The organism is Maribacter chungangensis (assembly GCF_042676845.1).
In the GTDB taxonomy this organism is placed as follows: Bacteria; Bacteroidota; Bacteroidia; order Flavobacteriales; family Flavobacteriaceae; genus Maribacter; species Maribacter chungangensis.
In genome coordinates, this window is record NZ_JBHTHY010000006.1 from 185,560 (window position 1) to 204,378 (window position 18,819).

At 41.7% G+C, this 18,819-nt stretch carries 17 protein-coding genes; 5 read left to right on the forward strand and 12 right to left on the reverse strand.

Annotation, left to right across the window (positions count from 1 at the left end; genetic code table 11):
* Positions 1-45 precede the first annotated feature (45 nt).
* From ACFQZJ_RS08795 to ACFQZJ_RS08810, 4 genes are all read right to left on the reverse strand, one after another.
* Positions 46-696 (reverse strand): hypothetical protein, encoded by a 651-nt coding sequence (locus ACFQZJ_RS08795; protein WP_379933938.1) that lies wholly within the window; start codon positions 694-696, stop codon positions 46-48.
* 177 nt (positions 697-873) lie between these two features.
* A complete protein-coding gene (locus ACFQZJ_RS08800) occupies positions 874-1,680 on the reverse strand; it encodes a TIGR03915 family putative DNA repair protein (protein ID WP_379933940.1) in 807 nt (268 codons plus the stop codon).
* A gap of 10 nt (positions 1,681-1,690) precedes the next feature.
* The gene (locus ACFQZJ_RS08805; protein ID WP_379933942.1) at positions 1,691-1,843 is read right to left on the reverse strand and encodes a hypothetical protein; all 153 of its coding nucleotides are present in this window, start codon (positions 1,841-1,843) and stop codon (positions 1,691-1,693) included.
* A gap of 11 nt (positions 1,844-1,854) precedes the next feature.
* Complete coding sequence (locus ACFQZJ_RS08810; RefSeq protein WP_379933944.1) at positions 1,855-3,117, reverse strand: putative DNA modification/repair radical SAM protein; 1,263 nt, start codon at positions 3,115-3,117, stop codon at positions 1,855-1,857.
* Between the two features lie 97 nt (positions 3,118-3,214).
* On the opposite strand from ACFQZJ_RS08810, the gene ACFQZJ_RS08815 reads away from it, so the two are divergent.
* Positions 3,215-3,979, forward strand: a complete 765-nt coding sequence (locus ACFQZJ_RS08815) for an XRE family transcriptional regulator (RefSeq protein ID WP_379933946.1) — start codon at positions 3,215-3,217, stop codon at positions 3,977-3,979.
* Positions 3,980-4,054: 75 nt separating this feature from the next.
* Here ACFQZJ_RS08815 and ACFQZJ_RS08820 read toward each other — a convergent pair whose 3' ends face one another.
* The 4 genes from ACFQZJ_RS08820 to ACFQZJ_RS08835 all read right to left on the reverse strand — a co-directional run bounded on the left by ACFQZJ_RS08820 (position 4,055) and on the right by ACFQZJ_RS08835 (position 7,861).
* On the reverse strand, positions 4,055-4,486 hold the full coding sequence (locus tag ACFQZJ_RS08820) for a GNAT family N-acetyltransferase (protein ID WP_379933947.1): 432 nt from the start codon (positions 4,484-4,486) through the stop codon (positions 4,055-4,057).
* A gap of 200 nt (positions 4,487-4,686) precedes the next feature.
* Positions 4,687-5,400 carry a hypothetical protein gene (locus ACFQZJ_RS08825; RefSeq protein ID WP_379933949.1) on the reverse strand — a complete coding sequence of 238 codons (714 nt, stop codon included), beginning with the start codon at positions 5,398-5,400 and terminating at the stop codon, positions 4,687-4,689.
* Positions 5,401-5,553: 153 nt separating this feature from the next.
* Positions 5,554-7,242 carry a gamma-glutamyltransferase gene (gene ggt, locus ACFQZJ_RS08830; RefSeq protein WP_379933950.1) on the reverse strand — a complete coding sequence of 563 codons (1,689 nt, stop codon included), beginning with the start codon at positions 7,240-7,242 and terminating at the stop codon, positions 5,554-5,556.
* Between the two features lie 34 nt (positions 7,243-7,276).
* Complete coding sequence (locus ACFQZJ_RS08835) at positions 7,277-7,861, reverse strand: acyl carrier protein phosphodiesterase (protein WP_379933952.1); 585 nt, start codon at positions 7,859-7,861, stop codon at positions 7,277-7,279.
* Between the two features lie 95 nt (positions 7,862-7,956).
* On the opposite strand from ACFQZJ_RS08835, the gene glmM reads away from it, so the two are divergent.
* Entirely contained in the window at positions 7,957-9,345 is a 1,389-nt protein-coding gene (glmM, locus tag ACFQZJ_RS08840; protein ID WP_379933953.1) for a phosphoglucosamine mutase, read from the forward strand.
* Between the two features lie 71 nt (positions 9,346-9,416).
* Here glmM and ACFQZJ_RS08845 read toward each other — a convergent pair whose 3' ends face one another.
* Positions 9,417-10,430 carry a sterol desaturase family protein gene (locus tag ACFQZJ_RS08845; protein ID WP_379933955.1) on the reverse strand — a complete coding sequence of 338 codons (1,014 nt, stop codon included), beginning with the start codon at positions 10,428-10,430 and terminating at the stop codon, positions 9,417-9,419.
* Between the two features lie 99 nt (positions 10,431-10,529).
* Entirely contained in the window at positions 10,530-11,429 is a 900-nt protein-coding gene (locus tag ACFQZJ_RS08850) for a lysophospholipid acyltransferase family protein (RefSeq protein ID WP_379933956.1), read from the reverse strand.
* Positions 11,430-11,487: 58 nt separating this feature from the next.
* Between ACFQZJ_RS08850 and ACFQZJ_RS08855 the strand changes: the two genes are divergently transcribed.
* Together ACFQZJ_RS08855 and ACFQZJ_RS08860 are read left to right on the forward strand one after the other, a co-directional pair.
* Positions 11,488-12,138 carry a rhomboid family intramembrane serine protease gene (locus ACFQZJ_RS08855; protein ID WP_379933957.1) on the forward strand — a complete coding sequence of 217 codons (651 nt, stop codon included), beginning with the start codon at positions 11,488-11,490 and terminating at the stop codon, positions 12,136-12,138.
* A gap of 138 nt (positions 12,139-12,276) precedes the next feature.
* Positions 12,277-13,920 (forward strand): hypothetical protein, encoded by a 1,644-nt coding sequence (locus ACFQZJ_RS08860; RefSeq protein WP_379933958.1) that lies wholly within the window; start codon positions 12,277-12,279, stop codon positions 13,918-13,920.
* A 72-nt stretch (positions 13,921-13,992) separates the two neighbouring features.
* Here ACFQZJ_RS08860 and ACFQZJ_RS08865 read toward each other — a convergent pair whose 3' ends face one another.
* Positions 13,993-15,126 (reverse strand): redoxin domain-containing protein, encoded by a 1,134-nt coding sequence (locus tag ACFQZJ_RS08865; protein WP_379933960.1) that lies wholly within the window; start codon positions 15,124-15,126, stop codon positions 13,993-13,995.
* A 97-nt stretch (positions 15,127-15,223) separates the two neighbouring features.
* Positions 15,224-15,718, reverse strand: coding sequence for a hypothetical protein (locus tag ACFQZJ_RS08870; protein ID WP_379933962.1), 495 nt, complete (start codon positions 15,716-15,718; stop codon positions 15,224-15,226).
* 93 nt (positions 15,719-15,811) lie between these two features.
* On the opposite strand from ACFQZJ_RS08870, the gene ACFQZJ_RS08875 reads away from it, so the two are divergent.
* Complete coding sequence (locus ACFQZJ_RS08875; protein WP_379933964.1) at positions 15,812-18,724, forward strand: FAD-binding and (Fe-S)-binding domain-containing protein; 2,913 nt, start codon at positions 15,812-15,814, stop codon at positions 18,722-18,724.
* Positions 18,725-18,819 lie beyond the last annotated feature (95 nt).

Sequence of the window (18,819 nt, forward strand, 5' to 3'; positions counted from 1 at the left end):
AACGTGTTGTTGGCTTCATACAGTGAGCTCCCGTTGTAGATGTTATCACTCGCCTAGCTCGGTGATTTTTTTCTCGTACAACTTTTTACTCTCTACGACCGCTACGTTCAATTCTTGCATTATACCGTCTACACGGCCCTCAATACTTTTCATTTGGTCGTTGATGTTATCGAAGGAGTTTAATGCTGCCGCCACTTCAAGTGCTTTTACCACTTCTACCGCATCTCCGTGAAGTAGTCTTAATTTTTCTATGGCTTTTGAGGTATTGGCCAAGGTAGCATTGTATTTGGTGCGTGCTTTTTTAATGGCGCCGTTCAAGGTGTTTCTGCTCGTTTCGTCGCTAAGGCTGTTGGTTTGTGTTTCCATAGCGTTAAAGAGGTTGGCTGCGTGTTCTTTTAAGTCTTCGTATTCCTTGTTCAATCGTGCTACACGCTTGTTCACTTTTTCCCAGTCACCATAGACTTTGGCAAATTCCTTATCCTCGTTCTTGGTATCTTCCAAGGCCTTTTTTAGGGCGTTCAAGGTTTCCAATCCCTTGGTTACATTTTTGTTGGCGGTCTCCTTTTTTTTCTCAAAAGAAGATACGGTAGATTTAAACTTATCCTTTAAACGGATTAGGTCTTCGGGACTTTTGTCTTTCCAGCAGGATACAAATAACAGGGATACTAGGGTAAGTGTTGCAATTCTTTTGAACATGGTTTTGTGTTTTATAGTAACACAAAAATAAGGTTTTAGATGGTTAGTGAACCAATAAATGCCTTATGCGTGCATTCCTAAAAATTACAGCGTATGACTTTTTTGGACGTAATGGTAAGCCTGAAAAGCAAAATGAATCGGTTTACACTTCCTCTGCGCTATAGGGATAACTGCCAATTAACTGACCTTCTTCTCTGATAGATATTTCCAGTACCGCTTGGGTACATGCTGTTCGTGCAATTTTTTATTGATGCGCGATTTTATGTTCGTGCTCTGAAAATAGGTGTTCCATAAATCTTGATAATCATATTCTTCCGTTTTCATGGCGGAACTTCGATTGATGCTATTGGCAAAATTCTCCTCTAAATCCAGTTTGATCAACTCCACACCCTGCAGGTCATAATACAGACCGTACTTTCGCTTTGCATCGTAAATGATCCATTGTTGATCCGCATATCGTGAGCGAAAATGCTTGGAGAGTAGGGGAAGTACATCATAATCTGGCTCTATTTGAGCAAAATACACCTCGTCCTTGGTCAATTGAAAACGCACAAAAGCTTCAATACGGTGCTTTTCCCTTCCTACTTTATGGGCAAGCTGATCGATCTTTAACATACAGTCATCTGAAAAATCCGTACTACGATCCGCCTTACAGCCCATTAACTTTCTAATGTAGCAGTAGAGTAGGGGCTCTATACCCTTTTGCTCGCTTAGAAATGCAAAGTAGATATTCTTAATGGCGGTATTACTTCGATTCTTAATACCGTTCCATACGCGTTTGGCTTGCGTAACATTTGTGAATACAGTCTCATTTTCCGTGAAAAGGCCATGTTGCGAGTCGCCCTGCTTTTGTAGTATCGCATGGGTGATTTTTTGTTCAAAACCAAGGAGAACGGCCGTAAGAAATCCGTTGAAACTACCGTCGTATACAAAGGTTCTTGATTTGCTCTCCATCCCTGAAATCTGTTGCTTTTCGGTCTCCATAGTCTTTGTTTTAAAAATAAAATAGGGTAATTCTTTTTTTAAGGGTCACAGCACTTTTTCTTAGCCTACTTTTATAAACCACTAGGCGATAACCAGCGTTCAAGACGGCCTGTCTACTTTTATCGAGTACATGCAAACGTTCTGTTGTTTCTGTAATTTCCATCTGTCACTTTTTTAATTAAACAATGATAACTGACTGGCATAGTGCTTGCGAAACTTCGCCGTAGAGGTCTGTAAGATCATTCCTTTGATACGCGGTGCATCCAAATCCCTGCGTTCCCAATGCTTGGAATCGCACAGGATAAAAAATTTGGCGCGGTTTAGGGCAACGCCCATTTTCTTTAAATGTTCCCAGTTCAATTTGCGAAAGCTCCTTGCTTTAATAATTTTACCCACACTACGCATGCCAATACCGGGGATACGGGCCAATACGCTTTTGTCCGCACTATTGATATCTACTGGAAAATGATGCAGGTTTCTTAAAGCCCAACTTAATTTTGGGTCTACTTCTATGTCTAAATTGGGGTGCGTATCATTTACCAATTCCTGTACCGAAAAGCCATAAAAGCGCAACAGCCAATCGGTTTGGTACAACCTATTTTCCCTTAGCATGGGCACCTGCGTGCCTATGGCAGGTAACCTATGATCATTGGCCACCGGAACATAACCCGAGTAATAGACCCGTTTCATATTATAGTTTTTATAAAAATGTGTGGCAGAATACATGATGTCCTTATCCGATTCTCCCGTGGCACCTATGATCATCTGGGTACTTTGTCCCGCAGGAGCAAATTTTGGAACGGTTCTGAGCACTTTCCTCTCACTTTTATAGCGGACTATTTCATTTTTTACCTTTAACATAGGTTTTAAGAAGTCTTCGTGCTTTTTGTCGGGTGCCAATAATTTAAGGCCGGAAATAGTGGGGATTTCGATATTGACCGATAAGCGATCGGCGTACAATCCGGCCTCGTACATTAATTCATCACTTGCACCGGGAATGGACTTTAAATGGATGTACCCGTTAAAATTCTCTTCCTCCCGTAGCTTTTTGGCAACCGCTATAAGCCGTTCCATGGTATAGTCGGCGCTCTTAAATATCCCGGAACTTAAGAACAGGCCCTCGATATAATTTCTACGATAAAAATTGATGGTAAGATCTACCACTTCCTGAATTTTAAATGCCGCTCGTTTAATATCATTACTCTTTCTCGTTACGCAATAGGCACAATCAAAAATGCAATGGTTGGTCAGCAATATCTTTAAAAGCGATACACACCTGCCATCCTCGGTATAGCTATGGCAAATACCCATACCACTGCTATTGCCCAAGCCTTTGTTCTTGTTTGTTCGGGTGCTGCCACTACTGGAACAGGATACATCGTACTTTGCGGCATCTGCCAAAATATCTAACTTTTCCTGTATACGCTCAAAATTCATCTCTTTGGTATATATTCCAAATTTATGGATATATTCCTAATTATGGAAATAATCCAAATAATATTTTGGATATAATCCATATTTGTTATCTTTGAGTATGGAAAATGAACTTACCTTAAAGCGATTTATAGACATCCGAAGGGATCTGGGCTTTACACAGGCCGAATTTGCCGCCTTGTTGGGCGTATCCAATACTACCGCGGATATTGAGCGTGGCCGTACTAAACTTTCCGGAAAAGTAGTTTCCGAGCTATTAAAGCAGTTTAAAATAAATCCGCTTTGGTTATTTGGGGAGAGCGAGCAGCAGTATTTGGAAACCTCCAATACCAGTGTTATTCCTAAAGTAGTTACGGTAGATGCCGAGCAGAATGATAATATGGTCTTGGTAAACGCAAAGGCAGCCGCCGGATATCCTCAAAACATTGCGGACACGAGCTGGTACCAACAACTTCCTGCGTTTGATTTGCCCATACCCGAATTTAGAAATGCTACGTACAGGGGATTTCAGGTAGAAGGAGATAGCATGTTGCCCAATTTGCATCCTGGGGAATGGGTATTGGCCAGGGCCATTGAACACATAGACCATGTAAGCGCCAACAAAATGTATGTGGTGGTGCTACAGGATTCCGTGATGGTCAAAAAAATAGAGAAACGGCCCAATTCCAATAATATAACCCTTGTATCCCTGAACGAAACTTATCCGCCATACGATATCAAACCCTTTCTGATACAGGAAATATGGGAGGTGAGCAGCAAGATTACCTTTAACGTAGATGCTACTACGGATACCGGACTGTTACGTCAGCTGCAAGAGTCCATGGACGAACTTAAAAATCAGTTGCAACATGTAAAAAAGGTGTAGTTAAAGCCTTTTATGGTCAGTGTCGATTATCTGTCACCTACGGATTAATAGGATACGTAGTTGTATATTACCGATTTAAGCCTTCATTTTCCTTACATAAAGGCCACTATTCTTTAACGTAAACCCAAGACTTTTATACAGACCGATGGCCGCCGTCCTGTGGTGACCACTGAATAAAAGTACATCGTCCAGTTCACATTCCTTGGCGCGTTGCAGGAGCAGTTCCATTAATTTTCTGCCTATGCCCTTGCCCCTGTGGTCTTGGGAAACCACCACATCTTCGATCATTCCCTTGTGACCGGAAACCACCTTGTACTTTGCCATCATCGCCATACCTATTAAAATTTCGTCTTCCAAACAAATGGCCACATCCAAATTTTCGGGCACGGCCAAAATGGTGGCCAACGGCAGTTGTTTTAGTTCGGAATTAAGTTGAAGATACAGTTTCGACAATTGGTGCTGTAATTCTTCCGTAATTTCATTTTGTAACAAGAGTTTTATTTCCATAACTTTTTATCGATAAACAAATGGTAATCAGTTTCCATGAAAACCAAACATTTTAAGAAACAACTGACTTTCAATAAATGTACTAAGGGCATTACAAAAATAGATAAAGACCTGACAGGTTTTCAAAACCTGTCAGGTCTAGACCAAAGGGGCTATTCATCATAGAAGTTACTGAAAACAAGCACCATGAAAAAGCAATTCTATTCGTTATACCCCCTCACATCGCCCATCATTAATTTAACAGGTCCCATTTCGTGCGATTTTGGTAAAAATGCACCGCTTTCCATCACGGCCCAGTCGTCCCAAGTAGCTTCAACACCGCCAATAGGTATAATCTTGACCCACATTTTAAAGCTTTTGGGAAAGCCGTTGGGCTGTAATAACCACAGATAAGAATCCCCTGGTGTACTTCCTCCTTGGCTATAGGTAACTAAAAGTGCGTCCGTACCATCTGGCTGGGGAACGATACTTCGTTTTACGCCGGGGTCAAAGACTTTATACGGAGCTACTAACCAAAAGGAATCATTATTAAAATAATCTACGGCTTTTTCTATAATAGCCTCGCTTTCTATGTCCATCATGCGCTCTCCATTTTTGAAGGCTTTACTGGAACCGGTAGATATCAAATCAAGTTTTACCAGATAATCATCCCAAGAGACATCGACCTTGCGTTTTTCGGTATCCCATTTGTATTGGTGGGCACCCCCTTGAAACGACCATTCCAGATAACGGGTATCCTTAAACTTGTCATAGTTCAAGGTAGTAAGCATCTTTTCCGCCAAGGCATCCGCATCGGCACCCGGTCTGCCTTCCGGTAATTTTTCATTGTAGATAGCGTACACGACAATGAAGCCAACAAGTAACACAGCAAGGAATATGCCTAGTATTTTAAGTAGTTTTTTAATCAATTTCATTTCTAAATTATCATTCAAAAAAATTAAACACCGCTTTATATTTAATGGCTCCGGACAATCTTATTTTTCAATCCGTAAACAGCGAATACCATTTACAAAAGAATTACCTCAATGGATGCCATAAGAGTTCCCCCTTTGGGGGTTAGGGGGCTTTTAAAACCCCGCCGCCGCATCGTCACCACGTTTGTCCGCGCCACCTTCCAATTTGCCATCAGGCAGTACCTTTATAGCATCTACTTTACCAATTATGGGTGTGCGATCCTCGTTAATAATATAGCCTTTGGATTTCATTTCTTCCTTCAGTTCCTCCGAAAAACCTTGTGGCTCAAAGATAACCATATCCGGTAGCCATTGGTGGTGAAAACGGGGGGCGTTCACCGCATCTTGCATACTCATGTTAAACTCGTACGTATTTAATATCGTTTGGGCCACCGCCGTAATAATGGTTGATCCACCGGGTGTTCCTACTACCATCCATAGTTTACCGTCCCGCTCCACAATGGTAGGCGTCATACTGCTCAGCATTCGTTTTTCTGGGGCAATGCTGTTGGCCTCTGCACCAATCAATCCGAACATATTGGGCACCCCCGCTTTGGCGCTAAAATCATCCATTTCATTGTTCAGAAAAAAGCCCAGCTCATCCGAATAGAGCTTGGAGCCATAGGCACCGTTCAATGTTGTCGTTACCGATACGGCGTTTCCTTCCGCATCTACAATTGAGTAGTGGGTCGTTTCCATGCTCTCCACAATCTCCACTTCGCCATGGGACACATCCGCGGATTTGGTGGCCTTATCAAAACTAAATCCTTCCATGCGTTCCGTGAGGTAGCTTTTACTCAATATCACATCCAAGGGGATGTCCACAAAATCCGGATCGCCCAGGTAATAATTTCGGTCGGCGTAGGCCCTTCTTGATGCCTCGGTAAACAATTGCACCGTTTTTGCGGAGTTATGTCCAAAATCCGACACCTCATAAGGCTCCATCATCTTAAAAATCTGGTTCATGGTTACACCGCCACTGCTAGGCGGACTCATAGAAATAATACGAATATCCTTGTAGTCGAATACAACAGGTTGCCGCCATACCGCTTCGTATTTCTCCAAATCTTCCTCGGTAATATAACCTCCTTTTTCTTGAATAAAAGCAGCTAGTTTTTGCGCGGTTTCCCCTTTGTAGAATCCGTCTCTACCATTTTCTGCTATGCGTTGCATCGTTTTGGCAAGGTTGGGATAGCGAATGATATCGCCTGCTTTGAATGCCGTTGCGAATTTGGTGCTGTCGCCGCTGACCTCCACAATTTTATCGCGTTGACTTGCCAATCGCTTTTCTTGATTTTCGGTGACCACCACGCCTTTTTTGGCCAGTGCAATTACGGGTGCCATGATTTCGGCGAGGGGTAGGGAGCCAAATTTTTCGTGTACCGCCATAATTCCGGCCACGGTACCGGGAACGCCCACCGCAGTAGCGCCAAGGGTACTTTTTCCGGGAATTACATTGCCCAAGGAATCCAAATACATATCCCTATGTGCTGCCAAGGGTGCCTTTTCGCGGTAATCCAGTCCGCCAACATCCCCATCTGCTCTTCTATAGACCATAAAGCCGCCACCACCAAGGTTACCGGCAAAAGGGTAGGCGACTACCAAGGCCATTTCCGTGGCTACCATGGCATCAAAGGCATTCCCCCCTTTCTTCATGATGTCCACGCCAATTTTGGAGGCCTCCTCACGCGCAGAGACTACCATGGCCTTTTCGGCCACAAGTCCGGTGGGGATTACAGGAGCCTTTTTACACTGGACAAATAAAATAGGAAAAACAAAAAGGACAAAGATTCTTTTAATCATGATGTAGTGGTAGTTTGATGGTATAGTAAATACGTTATAGCGAATTAAATTTCTGTTGGGAAAAGATAATCAATTCTTTAAAAAACAAGGTAAACTCGTTTTCAAATTCTTCATAATGTTCCTCCAGGTCAACTATAGCAAAGTTCATTTTCGATTTGTTCTTTGTCCTTCTGTTCATTCCGTTCAACACCTTGGCTATTCCTTCTATTTTTGAATAATTGAAAATCCAGTTATCCGCTAGCATATAGGGCATCATCCGTTTTACGCCATCTGGTAGTATGGCGTAGTTATCTTCCAATAAATCATAAAAATCATCAACGAAAACATCCAAGGGTATATCTGAATAGCGTTCCCAGTTCTTGGCCAAAAAATGGTCGTAGTAGATATCTACGATAACCCTGCTGTAATGGCTATAGTTTGCATGTAAACGTTTACTGCTTTGCTTAGGTATCTTATGACTGTCCGTAAAAGAGTCTATTTGCCTATGCAGGGTAATGCCTTTTATAATTCGTGGCGGAAGGTGTTTGTACCTATTTCCCCGAATACTATCTGCAATGAAATTCCCTAAGGTTACTTCGGCATCGCCAAAGGAGAGATAAATATGGGCAAGAAAGTTCATTGACCGATAAAAGTTTATGCAGGTCGAATTTACGAATTGCAAGCCTCCCAATTGTTACTAGACCATGTATATTTGCAAAAACTTATACTAAAAATATGACACTGATCAAATCCATTTCTGGAATACGAGGAACAATAGGCGGTAAGCCCGGTAATAATCTAACTCCTATAGACGCGGTAAAATTTGCCGCTGCTTACGGTATTTGGCTCAAGGAGTACTCCAAGAAAGACAACTTAAAAGTGGTCATAGGTCGTGATGCCCGGATCTCAGGAGAAATGATACAGAACTTAGTAGTGTCTACCCTGGTAGGATTGGGAATAGATGTAGTGGATTTGGACCTATCTACCACACCCACAGTAGAAATTGCCGTGCCCTTGGAGAAAGCGGACGGTGGTATCATCCTAACGGCAAGTCATAATCCAAAGCAATGGAACGCGCTTAAGTTGTTGAACGAAAAAGGCGAGTTTTTGGATGCTGCCCAAGGTGCCAAGATATTGGACATAGCCGAAAAGGAAGATTTCAATTTTTCGGAGGTAGACGATTTAGGGCAAATAACAAAGAACGATAGTTATATCGATATTCATATTGATGAAGTGCTTAACCTTCCCTTGGTCGATGCAGATGTCATCCGCAAGGCGAACTTTAAAGTGGTGGTAGACGGGGTAAACTCCACCGGTGGCATCGCCATTCCCGCTTTATTGAAGGAACTAGGGGTAGCGGTAGTGGAATTGTATTGTGACCCAACGGGACATTTCCCGCACAATCCGGAACCGCTAAAGGAACATTTAACGGATATTAGTGAATTGGTGCTTACCGAGAAGGCTGATTTTGGTATCGTGGTTGATCCAGATGTAGACCGTTTGGCATTTATTAGTAATGATGGCGAAATGTTCGGTGAGGAATATACCTTGGTCGCTTGTGCGGATTATGTATTGGGCAAGACCAAAGGAAATACGGTTTCCAACCTATCCTCCTCCAGAGCGCTGCGCGATATTACCGAAAAGCACGGAGGTACCTATGAGGCATCTGCTGTGGGCGAGGTAAATGTGGTGACCAAAATGAAAGCGAACAATGCCATTATTGGTGGTGAGGGCAATGGTGGTATTATTTATCCGGAAAGTCACTACGGAAGGGATTCGCTGGTAGGAACGGCCCTATTTTTAATGTTGATGGCAGAAAGGGGAGGCACCGTAGCCGAACTTAGGGCGAGCTATCCAAGTTATTTTATGAGTAAAAAGAAGATTCAGCTGACACCGGAGCTTGATGTGGATGCTATTTTGAATACGATGGCAACGACCTACAAGAACGAAGATATAACCACCATTGATGGTGTAAAAATTGATTTCCCCGAGAATTGGGTACACCTAAGGAAATCCAATACCGAACCCATTATACGTATTTATACCGAAGCCAAGAGTCAGGCCGAGGCAGATGCATTGGCAGAACGTATGATTTTGGAACTAAAGGAGATTGCGGGAGTGTAAACCTCCTGATTTCATCAATTCAAATTAAAAATCCCAATGCTTATTTTAAGTGTTGGGATTTATATTTCCAATTAGGTTGGCTTTACTACCTTGGCTTTTCCGTCCATTTCTTTAAAATACTGTTCCCGAACTAGTTTTGCCGTTTCATGCTTTCCCAAATGGCTCCATCCCGGCGGCATAAAAATATATTTAATTTTGTTTACGATGCCCGGTGCTTTTACAACATCTTTGGCCAAGGCTACAATTTCCCCAAAATACACATCAAGGAAATTTCCCGAATCCATCTGCCTGGTAATGCCATATTCTATTTTAATCTCTTTCTGTTCCTCCTGGTAGGTACCAAAGACCCGATCCCAAATATTCAAAAGATTGCAAAAGTTGGTATCCATGTACAAAGGATTTCTGGCGTGGTGTACCCTGTGGTGGGATGGTGTTAAAATGTACTTTCCAACAATCCCGAAGCGGGCATCTTTGATAAGGTTTTCACCCACGTGGATAAAAGCGCCCCAAGTCCCATCAATAAACATGATCAAAAACAACAATTCCGGCTGTACGCCAAGCAAGATACAAACGGTAGTTCGTATGGTGTCCGCATACGGGCCTTCCAAAAAGAAATGTGCGTATGTTACGGAGAGGTTCATGTCCTCCGGTGCATGGTGGGTAGAATGTAAGCACCAGAACAAACGCACTTTATGGCCCCAGTAATGATACAGAAAGTGTCCGAATTCCCAAACAATATATCCGTAGATGAACCAGTACCAGGTTAAACTGGTCTGAAAAGGCGCAATGGGCTGCAGCAAACCAATAATCCAGGTAATCATGGCTATTGAAATGAAACGGCCTACAAACCTATTAAAGATGTAGATCAGAAAATTTACCTTGTATACTTTGGTCTGTGGTTTTTTATAGAGTAGTCCCATGGTCAACTCTAACAGCACTAGAAAGGGAATCAACGGGTAAATTAGGGCAACGATACCGTCGTATGTTCTAAACGCACTAAAATCTCCGGATTGGAGAATTTCCCATGCTTGGGCTATACCCAGAAATCCGATTATTTCATCATAAATTGTTTCCAGTATTTCCATCTATTACAATTTAACTTTTGAAGTCATTCAATACAACAACGTTAAATATAGTGAATAGCTTTAAAATCACCGTAAAAGAAAAGAAAATAGTAGCAGGTGTTATGAAGAAGTCTTTGCAAAGTGGGCCGGTTGTTTTCCCCTATGTTTCCAGCGTTTGTGCGTCCAAAAATAATGTTCCGGTTTTTCGTAGATCTGTTTTTCCGTCAACCTTAAAAAGGTCTCGGTAATATAATTTTCATCTGTTTCTTTACCGTTTTCGGTAATGGGGATAAACTCGGCCTGATAGTGGCCGCGTTTCACCTTACTTACTTTTAAAAAAACCACTGCTAACCCTAATTTCCGTGCCATAGTTTCCGCACCATTGAACACGGGAACTTTTATTCCCATAAATTCGGACCAGTATTGTGCCCTATGTCTTTGTGGCGATTGATCGCTGACCATTCCAAAAATTCCAATGACACCGTCCCGTTTGTTGCGAACAACCGTCTTTACTGTCTCCTGTTGTGTAATAAGGCTGGTATTCCATCTTGCGCGCACTTTACGTATAAAGGAATCGAAATATTTGTTGGTGATTTTTTGATAGACCGCATATCCCTTGGCATCTACATAATTGTTAATGCTCACGTTCCACTCCCAATTGGCATAATGAGAACACAAAATAAGAATGCTTCGGTCTTTTTCCAATTCCTTGAGCACTTCAATATTCAAGACCTTATACTTTTTTTGTACCTGTTCCTTGGTAAGTGCCATTGTTTTGACCATCTCAAGGAACACATCGCAAAGGTGTTTAAAAAAATCCTTTTCTATCCTATTGATTTCTGTCGAGGTTTTATTCGCAAAAACAAGTTCTAAATTGGCTCTTACCACTGTTTTCCGATACCCAAAAACATAATACACAAAGAAAAATACAACATCGGAAAATCCGTAGAACAAGCGATGGGGCAGAATGGAAATAAGCCACAAAAAAGGATACAATATGATAAACGCCAGTAGCTGCATGTGCTAGATTATAGTCGACAAATATAGCTATATTTGAGCCCAAATTTAAGCTTTACAGATGAACAACCTAAGCATAGCCACGATAGCTATCATTGCCGCCAATGTGCTGGTCTCCTTAAAGGGATTTAACGATACGTATTTTTTTGAACGCTACAAGTTTGGCATTGGTGCGATCAAGGCAGGGCAGAAAGAACGCATGCTAACTTCTGGTTTTCTTCATGTAGATATCTCGCACTTGTTCTTTAACATGTTTACCCTCTACTTTTTTGCCGAGGTGGTAATCAATGGATTTGGTTCCGGAAAATTTTTAATTATCTATTTTATTAGTCTTGTTGCAGGAAGCCTCTTAGCATTGTTTTTTCATAAGAACGAGCCCTATTACAGTGCTGTTGGGGCCAGTGGCGCGGTTACAGGGATTCTTTATGCGGCTATCCTCCTACAGCCCGATATGAGATTAGGCATCATGTTCATTCCAATTCCATTGCCGGCGTATGTTCTGGGAATAGGATATCTTTTATATTCCATTTACGGTATGAAAAGTAGACTTGGCAATATTGGCCATACTGCACATTTTGGGGGTGCCGTTGGCGGCTATGTAAGTACCGTTCTATTTATGCCCTCGCTTTTAGTGACGGATACTTTTATGATGGTGATTTTGGCCTTACCGATCGTTCTTTTATTTATTCTGGCAAGAGCTGGAAAAATCTGATATTGTAGGAATTGTCTTATTATTTTAAAACAATTTATCCCCATTTTAAGTAGTTCATCGAAAAAGGATACTGTTTTATATGTAGAAGGATTTGGCTACGTTCTTTAATGAACTTATGTACCAAATCTTTATTACATCATGAAAAAGTTACCCCTATCAATAATTTTATTTGCACTAGCACTTAGCTCTTGTAGCGATGAAACTACCGTTTTTGAAAATCCGGACAAAAGCGATATTCGAATGGAAACCAATGAAACCCTTCTTGAGAACAGTGTTCTTTTTGATAAAGCAGGGGTCTTGGATATTTACGATGAAGAAAATATTGCCGGTAAGTCCTACTTGAGCGGTAAAAACGATTTAGCCGGTGATTATCCGCTAACCTTGGTCGCTCAAATAGATGTACCTTCTTTTAGCGGAGGAGCTAATCTAACTGCCTCCCATGTAGATGTTTCGGGTTCTTATGCGTATGTTTCCTATAACACTGCAGACGCCGGTTATGTTGGTGGAATTGATGTTATAAATGTTAGCGATCCAACCAACCCAAGGGTAACAGCCAGGTTATACTATGTAAATGCCGATATTAATTCAATTAAGTATGATAACGGATACATATATATAGCTGGTGGTGTAGATTCTGAAAAGTCGGTTACGGCTACTGCTAATTCGTTTGTGGCAAAACTTCAAACTTTCAACGGAAGAATAAACGTTGATGCTGGTATTGTTTACGCATTCCAGGAGGGCTATAATGCTACGGATATCGCTGTAACATCCAGTGAGGTTTTAGTTACGAGTGGTCGCGAGGGTTTTGTTTCTACGTATAATAAGGCCGACCTAACACCCAAGAAACAGGCGCCATTTATGGATTTAAGGTCTGTTGCGGTACAGGATAATCGGATTGCCGTATTGGACGCCAGCCAAGGTATCAGTATTTTAGATTCGGACTTAAACACGGTTAGAGATATTCCTATAGATTCGGATTTTGGCAACAACACTAAAAGAACCTTGGATTTTTCCGGTGAAAACATTGTCGTTGCCGAAGGCTCTAAAGGCGCTGGAGTGTACAATTCAAATACGGGTTCCTTTATACAGTATGTTCCTATTTTGTTAAGTCCGGATAATGTGGATGGTGCAGATGTGGTCACTAACGCGGTGGCAACGAACAAAGAAGCATTGCTTATGGCAAATGGTGGTGCAGGTCTTTGCTTATCGGAAGAACAGCAAAACAGTACGGATCTTGTTGGTATTATACAGTTAGAAGGATCGATTAACTACGTGGCATCAAAAGACGATTATATTTTTGCGGCCTCCGGTAAAGAAGGATTACAAATAATTAAACTTAATAGACCAGAGGAGAGTTTGGTAGCCCGTTGTGCAGATTTATCGGCATACAGGGGAAGTTCCAATTTATCTGTAAATACTAATCAAAATTTAGCGTACAGAGGAGCCAAAAGGTTCAACAACTTTAATGTATCCGGAACTTTATTATTATGTGGTTCTTGGACGGTAAGGAACGGCGTAAACCTTAATTCCGATTCTCTTTTTGAAATGAACGGTACCTTTGTGGTAGGAAGAAATAACAATCGAAAAAACATAAATGTAAACGGTGGCGCTACGCTAAGGGTTGAAGGGAATTTGACTATTTATGGCGACCTAAACCTTAATGATGGTGCCAGTATAGAATTTGTTGGCGAAAATTCCGTTGTTAATATTTTTGGTACGGTAAACAGAAATGGTAGCACAAGTGTAAAAGGATCTTTTAGGGATATTAAGAATAAATTCTAAGTCCACGGGAAGCATAATAAAAAAGCCCTTGGGAACATTAGGTTCCCAAGGGCTTTCTAGTTTGTAAGACGCCTAATCCAATAGCTCCGATACTTTAGCTTCTAGTTGTGGGCCTCTGAGATTTTTGGCAACGATAATACCGTTTTCGTCCAGTAGAAATGCTGCAGGAATCGCGTTAACGTTATACATTTTTGCAATCTGATCGTCAAAATAAGCAATGTTGGAAATTTGATGCCAGTCCAACCCATCGTCCTTAATTGCTTTTTTCCAAGCTTCGGCAGTTCGATCTAAGGATACCCCGATAACATTAAGGCCCTTGTCGTGATATTTTTCATATACGGCAACAATATTGGGGTTCTCTGCTCTGCAAGGTCGGCACCACGCCGCCCAAAAATCTATAAGAGTCACTTTGCCCATTATATCGCTGAGTGCAACTATCTCGCCATCGGGATTGGGGCCGGAGAACTCTGGTGCTTTTGCTCCAATTGCCGTGCTTTTACTTGCTTCCTCCGCTTTTTTCTTTTGGGCTATTAAATCAAGCACTTTTTTTCCAGGTTTAGTTTCCTTTATCTCTGGTGTAAGAGCGTCATACATTGCCTGTATTTCCTCTACGGTAACTGTATTCATTGATATTGCCCTATCTAACAGCAAGGCGGAAATCAACCCATTTGGATTATTTTTAATAAAATCCATTTCAAAAGTCTTATACTCATCCTGAAGCTCCTGCATCTCATCGTTCAAGGCCATCACCGTAGCTTCGTTGCCTTGAACACTACTTGCTCTTTGCATATCTTCTTGAATGGACCTTGCCTGCTGAGAAAGCTCTTTGGACTTATCCAAATAGCTAAAGAATATTTCATTTTGTAGCGTACCATCTACCTTTGCAAAACCAAGACTGTCTTTTTGCGCATTAAAATTAATAGTACCATCTTCTACTATAATGGCGGTATATCCCGGCAGCTTATCAACAAAAATATAATGAATGTCGGGCTCCGTAGTTGTACCCGAAAACTCAAACTTGCCGTCAACCACTATGGTGGTGTCCAACTCCATTGGTTGGCCATTATCTCCTGTTTTCTTTAAGAACACCTGAGTGCCTTCCTCGAAATCGCCCCTAAGCTCTCCTTTAATCAGAAAACCATCCGGATTTTGGTTGCAGCTTACTGCCATCACAAGCACTATTAAAAGGAATAAACTATGTTTCATAAATTTTTGATTTAAACGCCAAATGTACTTATATTAAAGCATAAAAAAAAGCTACCTGCAAATAGCGAGATAGCTTTTAATAATTATAATTTTTCGTTTAAAACTGATATCGAATACCAAGGCCAATATCGAAATCGAAACTATCGGTAAATCCGTCATATCCAACTAGGCCCAGTTCCGGTCTAAAATCCAGCGAAAGTACCAAGGGGAAATCAAAATCATATTCGATTCCAATAGTACCAGCTCCAAAAATGAAGAGTCCCCCAACATCATCTCTATTGGGAAGTCTAGGGAAATCGGCACTACCCAATCCGCCACCAACACCGTAGTACCAGTTAAAGTCTCCTTCTATAGGGCGCACCCATTGGTATAGGCCGGCCAATTTAAAAGCACTGAAATTTCTGCTGTCCCTCCAGCCCAGATCAACCTCGATCCGGTTGGTATTGGTAATTGATTTTTGGTATGATATTTCCGCCCCAAAGCCGTCGCTATCGCCCAACCGTAGTCCTAGGGCATGATCTGAAATACTTTGCGCACTAAGGCCAGCTCCCGTTAATAAAAGAATAATCGTAAATGATTGTAACAGTTTCATAATGTTCCGTTTTATTTAATGAATAAAAAATGAGCTGTTCTGGTTGATAGCTCAAACAATAAAACTTAATTTCGTTACCAAAATTGTGCCAGTTTGAATAATAGTATATTTTCCCCGTTATCAAAAGAGCTTAAAGGAGAATTTAGAATAGATGCGCTATCAAAGACCTTATATTCGACCGATGCCTCTGTATACCGTAAAATACCGATGGCCGTTGCCTTTCCTAAAACTATTGGCGATATTCAAAAACTCCTTAGTTTCGCAAATACCCATAACATAGGTTTGATTCCAAGAACGGCAGGAACCTCTTTGGCGGGACAATGCGTGGGTGACGGAATTGTTGTGGACGTTTCCAAACATTTTACAAAAATCCTTCATTTGGACGAGGAAAAAAAACAAGTAACCGTTCAACCAGGTTTAATTAGGGACGAACTTAACCAATACCTAAAACCTTATGGATTATTTTTTGGCCCAAACACCTCCACCTCCAATAGGTGTATGATCGGGGGCATGGTCGGCAATAATTCATCGGGCACGACCTCAATACAATATGGAGTGACCAGGGATAAAGTGGTCTCGTTGAGGACGGTACTGTACGATGGGACCCTAGCAGATTTTAGCGCACTTTCCCCAAGCGAATATGAAGATAAACTTAAAGAAGAATCGGTTGAAGCATCAATTTATAAAAACATACATAAAGAACTATCCAATAATCTAATAGCTAACGAAATAAAAGCTGAATTCCCCAAGCCTGAGATTCATCGTAGGAATACTGGCTATGCGGTGGACGAATTATTGAAATCCGTTAACTTTGGAGGGAACGAAGAAGAAATAAATCTTGCTAAATTACTTTGCGGAAGTGAAGGCACCTTGGCATTTACCACCCAAATTACCCTACAATTGGATAATTTGCCACCACCGCTCTCCGCCATGGTGGTTACGCATTACAAAAGCTTGGAGGACTGCCTTCTCGATGTAGCTCCCGTAATGGAACATCCATTGCAATTATGTGAAATGATGGATAAGGTGATCTTGGATTGTACCAAAAATAACAGGGCGCAAATGGCGAACCGCTTTTTTGTGAACGGCGATCCCGAAGCCCTGCTGATGCTACAGGTAAGCGCACATAACGAGGAAGAGCTTGGGGAAACCATTGCCGAGGTGATGAAAACCATCAAAAATTCAGGACTCAGTTACGCACATCCCGTACTTTTTGGTGATGATATTAACAAGGCCATAGAACTAAGAAAAGCGGGACTGGGGTTGCTAGGCAACATCGTGGGTGATATGAAAGCGGTGGCCTGTATAGAGGATACCGCAGTTGCCTTGGAGGACCTTAAGGGGTTTATCGGTGAGTTTACACAAATAATGAAAGGTTATGGACAGAAAGCGGTCTATTACGCTCATGCCGGAGCCGGCGAACTGCATTTGAGGCCTATTTTGAACCTTAAAAAAGCTGCTGATGTTACGCTTTTTAGAAACATAACCACGGATGTTGCCTTGTTAACCAAGAAATATAAAGGTTCGTTTAGCGGTGAACACGGCGATGGTATTGTGCGGGCAGAGTTCATCCCTTTAATGATAGGTGATAAAAATTACGAACTTTTGAGGCGTGTAAAATCCTATTTTGACCCTAACAATATTCTTAATCCCGGAAAGATAGTGGACGCCTATCCCATGGACGAATCGTTTAGATATGAAATTGACAGGGCGGAACCCGAAATCCAGACCCTGATGGACTTTTCCGATAGCGAGGGTATTCTCAAGGCTGCCGAGAAATGCAATGGGAGCGGGGACTGTAGAAAGACCCACCAGATGTCCGGTGCCATGTGTCCCAGTTATCACGCTACCAAAAATGAAAAGGATACCACTAGGGGCAGGGCCAATGCCTTGCGGGAATTCCTGACCCATCCGCAAAAATCTACCAATGGTTTTGATAGTGAGGAGCTAAAGGAAGTATTCGACCTATGCCTCAGTTGCAAAGCCTGTGCGAGCGAGTGCCCCAGCAATGTAGATATCGCAACCTTAAAAGCCGAGTTCCTGTACCAATATCAAGAGCAAAACGGTTATCCCTTACGTGGAAAACTCTTTGCGCACAACACTAGGCTCAACCGTCTTGGAAGTAAGTTTGCCGGATTGACCAATGCCGTCTACGACTCTACATTTTTAAGTGGTTTGGTGAAAAAAGCCAGTGGTGTGGCAACAGAAAGAAGCTTACCAAAAGTTTATAGTTTTAATTTCGATAAGAAGCTTCAAAGTACTGTAAATCAAAATAATGTAATAAAATCGAAAGTAGTTTTATATATCGATGAATTTACGCGCTATCTGGATATTGAGGTCGGTAAGGATGCGATAGATTTGTTGGTTCGATTAGGTTATGATGTGTCTTTATATTATGCCGAAAGCGGAAGAACCTACCTCTCCAAGGGCTTTTTAAAACAAGCAAAAGAACTGGCAACAAAGAACAGTGCGGCACTATTGGCCTTTGCCGACCAAGGACTGCCCATCGTAGGGCTGGAGCCCTCCGCCATCCTCTCCTTTAGGGATGAATACAAACGCCTTACGGAAAATAAGGAAAACGCGCAACGTATTGCGGACCATTCCTTTTTAATAGAGGAGTTTTTAGCTAAGCAGATAACTGAAGGACATTTGGATGCAACTGCATTTACGGAGGATTCAAAAGAAATTAAAATTCACAACCATTGCCACCAAAAAGCATTGAGCAATCAAAAAGTAACTTTTGACATATTAAATCTTCCGAAAAACTACAAGGTGTCCATTATTAGTTCCGGTTGCTGTGGTATGGCAGGTTCCTTTGGTTACGAAAAAGAGCATTACCAAGTAAGTATGCAAATAGGTGAGTTGAAACTATTCCCTTCCATAAGGAAATCCAAGGGAGATGTGGTTATCTCTGCCAATGGAACCAGTTGTAGGCATCAAATTTACGACGGTACAAAACGTAAGGCTAAACATCCCGTTACTATTTTAAAAGAGGCATTGGTATAAGGTGGTGTCAATTTGGGTTGGGAACATTTAAGATTTATCTTTGCAATCGATTTTGAGCGAGTTGAGAAAATCAAGTTTTTACAAGCGAATTTTCG